Annotated in this window: 9 protein-coding genes; all 9 read left to right on the plus strand. The window is 31.5% G+C overall.

The genetic code is table 11. The features are described 5' to 3' along the window. Positions 1-7 precede the first annotated feature (7 nt). Complete coding sequence (locus tag ACHRVX_RS16940; RefSeq protein ID WP_395334267.1) at positions 8-1,399, plus strand: UDP-glucose 6-dehydrogenase; 1,392 nt, start codon at positions 8-10, stop codon at positions 1,397-1,399. 85 nt (positions 1,400-1,484) lie between these two features. After that, positions 1,485-1,952, plus strand: coding sequence for a UpxY family transcription antiterminator (locus tag ACHRVX_RS16945; RefSeq protein WP_395334268.1), 468 nt, complete (start codon positions 1,485-1,487; stop codon positions 1,950-1,952). Between the two features lie 271 nt (positions 1,953-2,223). Then, on the plus strand, positions 2,224-3,537 hold the full coding sequence (locus ACHRVX_RS16950; RefSeq protein ID WP_395334269.1) for a nucleotide sugar dehydrogenase: 1,314 nt from the start codon (positions 2,224-2,226) through the stop codon (positions 3,535-3,537). 28 nt (positions 3,538-3,565) lie between these two features. Beyond that, positions 3,566-4,573 carry a mannose-1-phosphate guanylyltransferase gene (locus tag ACHRVX_RS16955; protein WP_395334271.1) on the plus strand — a complete coding sequence of 336 codons (1,008 nt, stop codon included), beginning with the start codon at positions 3,566-3,568 and terminating at the stop codon, positions 4,571-4,573. 13 nt (positions 4,574-4,586) lie between these two features. Then, positions 4,587-5,633: a dTDP-glucose 4,6-dehydratase gene (gene rfbB, locus ACHRVX_RS16960; protein ID WP_395334273.1), complete on the plus strand. Its 1,047-nt coding sequence runs from the start codon at positions 4,587-4,589 to the stop codon at positions 5,631-5,633. A 42-nt stretch (positions 5,634-5,675) separates the two neighbouring features. Then, on the plus strand, positions 5,676-8,174 hold the full coding sequence (locus tag ACHRVX_RS16965; protein WP_395334275.1) for an SLBB domain-containing protein: 2,499 nt from the start codon (positions 5,676-5,678) through the stop codon (positions 8,172-8,174). A gap of 7 nt (positions 8,175-8,181) precedes the next feature. Further along, a complete protein-coding gene (locus ACHRVX_RS16970) occupies positions 8,182-9,267 on the plus strand; it encodes a lipopolysaccharide biosynthesis protein (protein WP_395334277.1) in 1,086 nt (361 codons plus the stop codon). A 13-nt stretch (positions 9,268-9,280) separates the two neighbouring features. Continuing rightward, complete coding sequence (pseB, locus tag ACHRVX_RS16975) at positions 9,281-10,288, plus strand: UDP-N-acetylglucosamine 4,6-dehydratase (inverting) (RefSeq protein WP_395334279.1); 1,008 nt, start codon at positions 9,281-9,283, stop codon at positions 10,286-10,288. 3 nt (positions 10,289-10,291) lie between these two features. After that, entirely contained in the window at positions 10,292-11,491 is a 1,200-nt protein-coding gene (gene pseC, locus ACHRVX_RS16980; RefSeq protein WP_395334281.1) for a UDP-4-amino-4,6-dideoxy-N-acetyl-beta-L-altrosamine transaminase, read from the plus strand. Positions 11,492-11,498 lie beyond the last annotated feature (7 nt).

Below are 11,498 nucleotides of genomic sequence, written 5' to 3' on the forward strand. Positions count from 1 at the left end.
AAATTAAATGAAAATTACAAAAATTTGTTGCATTGGTGCAGGTTATGTTGGAGGTCCAACTATGGCGGTAATTGCTCAAAAATGTCCACATATTCAAGTGACTGTTGTCGATTTGAACGAACAAAGAATTAAAGATTGGAATGATCCCAATACAGATAATATTCCTATTTATGAACCAGGACTTTCTGAAATAGTAGCTGAGGCGAGAGGAAGAAATCTTTTCTTTTCAACAGAAGTAGAAAAAGCAATTGATGAAGCTCAGGTAATTTTTATATCAGTAAATACGCCAACTAAAACCTATGGAAAAGGAAAAGGGATGGCTGCCGATTTAAAATATATTGAACTTTGTGCACGTCAAATAGCAAAAGTTGCCAAACAAAATAAAATTGTAGTTGAAAAATCAACTTTGCCGGTAAGAACAGCTGAAGCAATAAAAAGTATTCTTGATAATACAGGAAATGGAGTTCAGTTTCAAATCTTGTCAAATCCTGAATTTCTGGCGGAAGGAACTGCGGTTACAGATTTATTAAACCCTGATAGAATTTTGATAGGTGGAGATACAACACCAGAAGGACAAGAAGCAATTAAAGCTCTGGTTGATGTTTATGCAAATTGGGTAAGTGAAGATAAAATACTGACAACAAATGTTTGGTCGTCAGAACTTTCAAAACTAACAGCTAACGCATTTTTAGCACAGCGTATTTCATCAATAAATGCAATGTCTGAATTATGCGAAAAAACAGGTGCTGATGTAAACGAAGTAGCAAAAGCTATTGGAATGGATAGTAGGATTGGTCCGAAATTTTTAAAAGCATCGGTTGGTTTCGGAGGTTCTTGTTTCCAAAAAGATATTCTGAATTTAGTTTATATAGCAAAATCATATGGATTAAACGAAGTTGCAGATTATTGGGAGCAAGTAATTATAATGAACGATCATCAAAAAAGAAGATTTTCTAATAAAATTGTACAGACATTATATAATACAGTTGCTGATAAAAAAATCACATTTTTAGGGTGGGCTTTCAAAAAAGATACAAATGACACTCGTGAATCTGCTGCAATATATGTAGCTGATGATTTGATTAATGAACAGGCTAAAATTTCTGTTTATGATCCAAAGGTTTCAAGAAATAAAATGCTAAGCGATTTAGATTATTTACAAACCAGAACTGCTGAACAAAATAACAAAGCATTAGCTATATTTGATAATCCTTATGAGGCATGTAAAGGGTCGCATGCAATTGCAATTCTAACGGAGTGGGATGAATTTACAACTTATGATTGGAAAAAGATTTACGATTCAATGCACAAGCCTGCATTTCTTTTTGATGGAAGAAATATATTAGATGCAAGAGAATTGGAATCAATCGGATTTATTTATAAAGGAATAGGTTCGTAGTTGCAAAAAAAGATATTGAGGTAAAATTTAATATGAAAATGAATAGAATGAGATTGGTTAAGTGTCTATTTCAATATAAAGAAAAATGAAGAATTGGTATGTAGTGTATACAAAACCCAAATGGGAAAAAAAAGTTGCTGAAAAACTTACTGAAATAGGCATAAAGTGCTATTGTCCATTAATAACTCAAATTAAAGAATGGTCAGATAGAAAAAAGAAAGTTGAAGTTCCGCTTTTTAATTCGTATGTTTTTGTACAGTTAGAAGATATCAATCGAAATTCTGTTTTTCAAATATCGGGTGTAATTAGATATTTATTCTGGTTAGGAAAACCTGCTATTGTAAAAGATAGTGAAATTGATATTATAAAAACTAGTCTTAAAGCTCCAAATATAAGTGATATTTCAGTGACTTCAATTCAGGTTGGAGATCGCATAAAGTTAGAAGCTGGTGCATTTACCAATCAAGATGCAATTGTTCAGGAGATATCTAATACACATTATATTTTAGTACTTGAATCTTTAGGCTGTGTACTTAAAATAAAATACAAATAATTTAGTTTATTATCTTACTATTGTTGTTAAGGCGGAAGTGAAATTTCTCTAATTCGGGATTTTTAGCTTCTGTTTTTTATATAATGTCATTTTTTTACATACTGATTAATAATACGTTGGTATGTATTATTATTGTTTAATGGATTGTTTTCGCACTATTACGGGAAACCGTATTGAATAGATTGACTTAAAATGTTATATTTGCTGAAAATGATTTTAGAGTATCTGTGTCCAATCTTTGTGACTCAGAGTGGCGAAGCCGTGATTTTTTATGAGTGATATAGATAAAAAAGAGTATAAGTTGATTGAAAATATAAAAATAGCTATCATAGGATTAGGGTATGTTGGTTTGCCATTGGCCCGACTATTTGCTACCAAATATTCAGTTGTTGGTTTCGATATAAATGAAGAGCGAATAGCATCTTTAAAATCAGGTACAGATACCACATTAGAAGTCGATGATATTACTTTACAGAAAGTTTTAGTAAATGATCCTAATTCTAAAGTTGGTTTATATTGCTCAACTTCTTTAAACGATATAGCAGATTGTAATTATTTCATAATAACAGTTCCTACTCCGGTTGATAAAAATAATCGACCAGATTTAACTCCTTTATATAAATCGAGTGAATCAGTGGGGAAAATATTAAAAAAAGGAGATATCGTAATTTACGAATCGACTGTTTATCCTGGAGCTACAGAAGAGCAGTGTGTTCCGGTTTTAGAAAAAATTTCAGGTTTAAAATTTAATGAAGATTTTTACGCAGGTTATTCTCCTGAAAGAATAAATCCGGGAGATAAAGAGCATACAGTTGAAAAGATTTTAAAAGTAACTTCCGGTTCAACTCCAGAGATTGGGATAAAAGTTGATAATCTTTACAAGTCTGTTATTACTGCCGGAACTCATTTAGCGCCATCCATAAAAGTAGCAGAAGCGGCAAAGGTTATAGAAAATTCACAACGAGATATAAATATAGCTTTTGTAAATGAATTAGCGAAAATATTCAATTTAATGAATATCGATACTCAGGAAGTATTAGCGGCTGCTTCTACAAAATGGAATTTTTTGCCATTTAAACCAGGATTAGTTGGAGGGCATTGCATAGGTGTTGATCCCTATTATTTAGCGCAAAGGGCCCAAGAGTTTGGATACCATCCTGAGATAATACTAGCAGGACGACGTTTGAATGATAGCATGGGGGAATATGTAGCTTCGCAAATAGTAAAATTGATGATTAAAAAAGGAATTTCGGTTAATGGAGCAAATCTTTTAATGCTTGGAATTACCTTTAAAGAAAATTGTCCTGATGTTCGTAATACAAAAATTGTTGATGTTGTAAAAGCATTAAAGGAGTATGGAATTGAAGTAACAATATTTGATCCGATAGCTAATGCAGATGATGTAAAAAAAGAATATAATTTAGTAACATTAGACAGTCTTCCAAATAATAGATTTGATGCAATTGTTCTAGGAGTCTCTCATTCTGGATTTCTAGAATTAAATTTTGATCAAATCAAAAAAGATAATAGTTTAATATACGACGTAAAAGGAGTTTTAGGTGCTATAGCTGATAACAGACTATAGAAATAAACCCTTTTTTATTTAAAGAAATATGGAAAAAAACGACTCAATAATACATGTGATTTTGACTGGTGGAGTAGGAAGCAGACTATGGCCACTATCCAGAAAAAGTCAACCTAAACAATATCTTGAGATATTTGAAAATAAATCTTTATTCGAAATGACAGTTGATCGGAACAGTCATTTAGCAAATAAGGTAATGGTAGTTGGTAACGTAGATAATCATCACTTAAGTGGTAAAGTTATGGATAAAACCAAAACTTCCTATGTGAATATAGTCGAGGCAACGCCAAGAAATACTGCCGCAGCAATTGCATTTGCTGCATTTGCTTCGGATCCAAATGACATATTAATTGTTACTCCATCAGATCATATTATTGATAAAATGGAAGATTATAATAAAGCTATAAATGAAGCTGTTTTAAAAGCACAGGATGGGTTTATAGTTACTTTTGGGATTATTCCAACAAAACCGGAAACAGGTTATGGTTACATAGAATCAAAAGGAGATAAAGTAATTTCATTTAGAGAAAAACCAAACGAAACTACAGCAAAAGAGTTTATTGCAAAAGGAAATTTTTTATGGAATAGTGGAATGTTTTGTTTTAAGGCGAATGTTTTTCTAGATGAATTAAAACAATTTCAGCCAGATGTTTACGAAAAATCTAAAGCAGTTTGGGAGGCAAGTAAAAATGGATTTTTAGATTTAGATTTATCATTAGAAATACCATCTATTAGTATTGATTATGCTGTTATGGAACGTAGTAAGAAAATAAAAGTTGTTCCTGCTGCTTTTTCATGGTCAGATTTAGGATCATTTGAATCTGTTTATGATTATTTAATTTCAAAAAATCATCCTATTGATAAAAATGGTAATATGGTAATCGGATCGGGTAAACATACGACCTTTCTAGGCTTAAAAAACACTATTTTTGTTTATACTGATACTGCTAATTTAATTTTGCAAAAAGAACACTCACAAGATGTAAAAGATATTTATAGTGAGTTGGAAAAAATAAATTCAGATTTATTAAATTAATTAAAATTTAGAAATGAAAAAAATTCTTATAACTGGTGGTGCTGGTTTTATTGGATCTCATGTTGTGAGACGTTTTGTAAATAAATATCCCGAATATCAAATATTCAATTTAGATGCTTTGACTTATGCGGGCAATTTAGAGAATATTAAAGATATTGAAAATCAATCAAATTATACTTTTATAAAAGGTGACATTGTTGACGAGGGATTTATAAATGAACTTTTTTCATTGCATAATTTTGAGGGAGTTTTACATTTAGCTGCAGAGTCTCATGTTGACCGCTCGATAGAAGATCCATTAGCATTTGTTAAAACAAATGTAATAGGGACGATGAATTTATTAAATGCAGCAAAAAACCAGTGGAAAAATAATTTTGAAGGAAAACGTTTCTATCATATAAGCACTGATGAAGTTTATGGTTCTCTTGGAGCAGAAGGACTTTTTACTGAGACTACATCTTATGATCCAAATTCTCCTTACTCAGCTTCTAAAGCTAGTTCAGATCATTTTGTGAGAGCTTACGGAGAAACTTATGGTTTACCGTATGTTTTAACAAATTGCTCAAATAATTATGGTTCATACCATTTTCCTGAAAAATTAATTCCTCTCTTTATTAACAACATAATTAATAACAACCCATTACCAGTCTATGGAGATGGAAATTATACTCGGGATTGGCTTTTTGTAGAAGATCATGCTATTGCAATAGATTTAGTTTTTCATGAGGGAAAAAATCATGAAACCTATAATATCGGTGGTTTTAATGAGTGGAAAAATATTGATTTAGTTAAATTGCTATGTCAAATCATGGATCAAAAATTAGGAAGGGACAAAGGTGTTTCTGAAAAATTGATAACTTATGTGAAAGATAGACCAGGTCACGATTTACGTTATGCAATTGATGCTTCAAAAATCAATAAAGAACTCGGATGGAAGCCTTCTGTTACGTTTGAAGAGGGATTAGAAAAAACAATTAATTGGTATTTGGATAATGAAGAATGGTTGCAAAATGTAACTTCAGGTTCTTACAAAGATTATTACCAAAAACAATATTCATAAATAAAGAAGTTTTTTAAAACTAACGTTAAGGTTTAACTCCATATGAAAAAAATAATATACGTACTTTCTTTATTTTTTATTTTACTGATGTCTTTTAATGCAAACGCTCAGGATATAATAAAATCTAAAGATTTAAGTACTGTAAAGGTTGATTATTTGTCAGATGACGAAATTGCTAAAATTATTTCTCAATTAAAAAGTAATAATGCCACAATTAATGATGTCGAATCTATGGCGTTGTCGAAAGGAATGAGTCAAGCTGAGTTCGATAAATTAAGAACTAGAATTACAGAATATGAAAAAAAGAATTCTAAAGATAAAGACAAAAAAAACAAGGACAGAGATAAAAACAAAGATGACAAATTAAAGGAGACAGATAAAGACTCTGAGTTTGGAAGAAAACAAGAAAAAATTAAGAATGAAAAAATAAAAGATTCACTAAATGCTCTAATTTTTGGATCTGAGCTATTTGACAACCCGACATTGAATTTCGAACCTGATTTAAAAATGGCGACGCCAATAAATTACGTTCTTGGTCCAGGTGATAAATTGGAAGTGAGTGTTTACGGTGTTCAGCAATTTGATGATACTGTTCCGGTAAATTTTGAAGGTAAAATTACGATTGAGAATGTTGGACAAATTACTGTAGCGGGAATGTCAATTGAGGCAGCTTCGCAAAAAATAAAAGCTGCAATTGCAAGAGTTTACAGTACAGTTAGATCTGGACAATCTCAGGTTAGCGTGAGTTTAAGTGATATAAGAACAATTAAAGTAACAATTGTTGGGGGAAAACAGCCTGGTAATTATTCTATTTCATCGCTAGCTTCAGTTTATAATGCATTGCATTTAGCTGGTGGTCCCGGCAAAAATGGCAGTTACAGGAATATAGAATTAATCCGAAACAATAAGGTTTATAAAAACGTTGATATTTATAAGTTTTTAGTTAAAGGTGATCAGTCAGATAACGTGAATTTAAGAGATAATGATGTTATAAGAATTCCAGCATATAGTCAAAGAGTAGTTGTTGAAGGGGAAGTAAAACGTCCTGGTATTTTTGAAATGAAAAAGGGAGAAACGTTTTCAGATTTATTATCTTTTGCTTCAGGATTTAATGAATTTGCATATACTGCATCTGTAAATGTAATGCAAAAAACAGGAAAAGAATTTAAAGTTCATGATATAAATGAAAGTGAATATAATTCTTATTTACCGCAATCAGGAGATGTTTTCAGAGTGACTAAAATTTTGAATCGTTTTGAAAATCGTATCAAAGTTGAAGGGGCAGTTTTCAGACCGGATTATTATTCTTATAACGAAGGAATGAGAATTTCAGATCTAATAACAAGAGCTGAAGGACTTAAAGAAGATGCCTATACAAAAAGAGCAAGGATTATTCGTCTGAAAACAGATTTAACAACAGAAATTGTTAACGTTGATTTAAGCGCCGCTTTATCTGGAGATTTAAATTCAGATATAGAGTTAAAAAGAGAAGATATTATTACTGTGTATTCTATTCTGGATTTTAGAGAAGAATATAAAGTAACAATTGATGGAGAAGTTAAAAACCCAGGGGAATATGAATATTTCGAAAATTTAACTTTAAATGACTTGGTCGTTCAAGTTGGAGGTTTGACAGGCTCAGCATCTAAGAGAGTTGAAATTGCGAGAATGGTAAAGTCTGATCTAATAGATGATACTGATCCAAAACGCATTGAATTAGTAGAACTTGAAATTACTGCAGACAATAACGAACAAGTTAAAAATTTTATATTAAAGCCATTTGATGTTATCAATATTCGTAAAATGGCAGTATATGAAAAGCCAGAAATGGTTAAGGTTAGTGGTGCAGTTAGTTATCCTGGAAAATATGTTTTGGCCAATAAAAAAGAGACAGTTTACAATGTTGTTATGAGAGCAGGTGGATTGACTTCTATTGCTAATCTTGATGGAATGAAAATAAAGCGACCAATTAAAGAAGAGCAAATTGAACAATTAGAAAGTATAAACCTTAATCTTGATAAAAAACTAACAACAGAAGAAGAAGGGTTGAAATTGAAAGAAAAGGATACACTTAGTTCTAAGTTATCTAAAAAGCTTAGAGACGAACTTAAATATGCAACAATACCCGTTAATTGGGAAAAAATCGTCAAAGATAAAAATCACTATTCTAACGTAACTTTATTTCCCGGAGATGAAATTGAAGTAGCAGTTTATAATGAGGGTGTAAAAGTAACTGGAAATGTATTGCTTACATCTGAAATTCCGTATAGAAGTGGTAAAGGATTTAAATATTATATTAATGCTGTTGGAGGTGTCGATTATAAAGGATGGAAGAAAAAAGCCTATATTATTTATCCAAATGGAAAAGCTTCGGTAACAGGTTCATTTTTATTTTTTAGATCTTATCCAAAAGTAACTCCTGACTCTCAAATAGTAGTGCCGGAAAAACCTGAAATGAAAAGAATGAGTGCTGGAGAATGGGCCGGTATAGGAAGTGTTCTTGCAAGTTTGGCATTATTAATTGTTACTGCTTTTAAATAAAATTATAATGGATAATAACTCTATTAACAATGATGAAATATCGTTAAGCGAATTAATAGTTAAAATAAAAGAATGGCGTAATTATCTTTTATCGCAATGGAAGATTATTGGTTTAGCAGTAATTATAGGATCTGCTTTAGGTATAGTATATTCTTTCAGTAAAAAGCCTATATATACTGCAACTTTATCTTTTGCTCTTGAAGATGGTGGGGGATCTGGAGGAGGCTTAGGCAGTGCGTTAGGTTTAGCAGGCTCTTTAGGATTAGATTTAGGAGGTGGTGGAGGGAGTATTTTTACGGGATCTAATCTAACTGAGTTGTTCAAATCCCGTAATATGGTTGAACAAACATTATTAACGCCTGTAATGGTAAACGGTAAAGTTATCTCATTAGCAGAGATGTATATTCAGAATTATAATTGGCGGCAAAACTGGAATAATAATCCGAAGCTCAAGAATATAAATTTTTTGCCTAATTCTCAAAGGAAAAACTATACTCGTGTTCAGGATAGTATTATGGGCGTAATGTATGAAGGTCTTTTAAAAGGAGGTTTTGATGTAGGTCAGAAAGATAAGAAAATTGCAATTATTAGTATTGATGTTTCATCTACAAATGAATTGTTTTCTAAATATTTTTGTGAAGCTCTTGCCAGGAAAGTATCTGATTTTTATGTTGAAACTAAAAGTAAAAAAGCTAGGAACAATATGAATATTTTGCAAAGACAAACCGATTCTATTCGCAATGAATTAAATGGAGCTATTACCGGTGTAGCAGTAGCAAATGATAATACTTTCAATTTAAATCCTGCTCTTAATGTACGTCGTGCTCCTTCTGTGAGAAGACAAGTTGATGTTCAGGCAAATACTGCTATATTGACTGAATTAGTAAAACAAAGCGAACTTGCAAAAGTAACTTTACGTAAAGAAACACCCTTAATTCAAATAATTGATAAGCCCATTTTACCATTAAAGAAAGAAAAATTTGGCAAAACTAAAGGGATAATTCTTGGTGGTTTTTTGGCTGGTTTTTTAATTGTGATACTTTTAATTATCAGACGAATTTCTTCTAATACTTCTAAAAATATAATAGAATAAAATAATTTAGCATATGGCTTTAGATAATAAAACAATTTTAATTACCGGAGGTACAGGTTCTTTAGGAAAAGCACTTACATCACATATTTTTAAAGAGTATCCGAATATAAAAAAATTAATAATCCTTTCAAGAGATGAGCAAAAACAATTTCAGATGGCTCAGGAGTATCCGGAAAAAGACTATCCACAAATTAGATTTTTTTTAGGAGATGTTCGTGATCAGGAAAGGCTTATAAGAGCTTTTCAAGGTGTTGATGTTGTAATTCATGCAGCAGCGATGAAACATGTTCATTTAGCTGAATATAATCCTGATGAATGCATAAAAACAAATATTGGTGGAGCGCAAAATGTTATTCACGCTGCGTTACAAACTAGTGTTCAAAATGTAGTAGCATTATCTACAGATAAGGCTTGCGCGCCAATTAATTTATACGGAGCAACAAAGTTAACTTCTGATAAATTGTTTGTAGCAGCAAATAATATTAAAGGGACAAATCCAATTAAGTTCTCAGTCGTACGTTACGGAAACGTAATGGGATCTAATGGTTCAGTAATACCATTTTTTATAAAGAAAAAAAGTGAAGGTAAATTGCCGATTACAGATCCAACTATGACTCGTTTTAACATTTCTTTACAAGGAGGAGTTGATATGGTTATTCATGCTATCGAAGAGGCTTGGGGTGGCGAAATTTTTATTCCTAAGATTCCATCTTACAAGATTACCGACGTTGCTGAGGCAATAGCTCCAGAATGTAGTTTAGATATTATAGGAATAAGACCGGGAGAAAAAATTCATGAAGAAATGATTACTTCATCGGATTCATATAACACATATGATTTGGGGAAATATTTTACGATATTACCTTCAGTTCCTAATTTTAGTCTTGATGATTTTATTTCTTCTTTTAATGCTGTTAAAGTATCAGAAGGATTTAATTATAATTCGGGGACAAATACAGAATGGGAAACCGTTGAAGGATTAAGAGAATTGATTAAAGAACATGTAGATTCAAACTTTTAATAAATGATTGATAAAGCAATACCCTACGGTCGTCAAAATATAACTCAGCAAGATATTGATGTAGTAATAGCATCATTACAATCTGATTATTTGACTCAAGGACCTAAGATTTTAGAATTCGAAAAAGAATTTGCTAAATATGTTGGAAGTAAGTTTGCTGTTGCAGTTTCAAACGGAACGGCAGCCTTGCATTTATGTGCATTGGCATTAGATGTAAAAGCTGGTGATAAAGTTATCACTACTCCAATTACTTTTGCCGCCTCAGCAAATTGTGTGAGATATTGTGGTGGAGAAGTTATTTTTTCAGATATTGATCCTAGTACATATCTTTTAGATATTGTAAAAGTTAAAGAGTTACTAGAATCTTCGCCAAAGGGGACATATAAAGGAATTATTCCCGTAGATTTTGCGGGAAGAGCTGTAGATTTAGAAGCGTATAGAAAATTAGCAAATCAATATGATTTGTGGATTATTGAGGATGCTTGCCATGCTCCGGGTGGATTTTTTAATGACACAAAAGGAGACAGTCAAAATTGTGGTAATAGTAATTTTGCTGATTTTGCTATTTTTTCTTTTCATCCTGTTAAGCATATTGCTTGCGGTGAAGGTGGAATGATTACAACAAACGACGAGATACTTTATAAAAAACTTTTAGCCTTACGTACTCATGGTATTACAAAAAACGAATTAGAGTATCAGAATTCAGTAAGTTTTGCAAATGGAACTGATAATGATATAATTAATACTTATCCAGGCTGGTACATGGAAATGCAGACTTTAGGATTTAATTATAGGTTAACGGATTTTCAGGCAGCATTAGGAATTAGTCAATTAAAAAGGGCAGAGGATGGGTTAATAAAAAGGAGAGAGATTGCAGCACTATATAATGAAGTGTTTAAAACAAAATCTTTCGTTAAAGGGCAATCCGGGGTCGTTGAAGGACATGCTTATCATCTTTATGTTATTGAAGTAGAAGATCGTCTTGGGTTATATAATTATTTAAGAGAGAATAAAATTTTTGCTCAAATACATTATATTCCTTGTCATCTAATGCCATATTATAAACAATTTGGCTGGAAAGAAAAAGATATGCCAAATGCCGAAGAGTATTATAAGAACTGTATAAGTTTACCAATGTATCCCACGTTGACAAATGATGAACAAAAATTTGTCATCGAAAAAATTATTTCTTACTATTCTTAAAAATAGA

The sequence above is a fragment of the Flavobacterium sp. FlaQc-47 genome (genome assembly GCF_044006475.1).
Lineage (GTDB): Bacteria > Bacteroidota > Bacteroidia > Flavobacteriales > Flavobacteriaceae > Flavobacterium.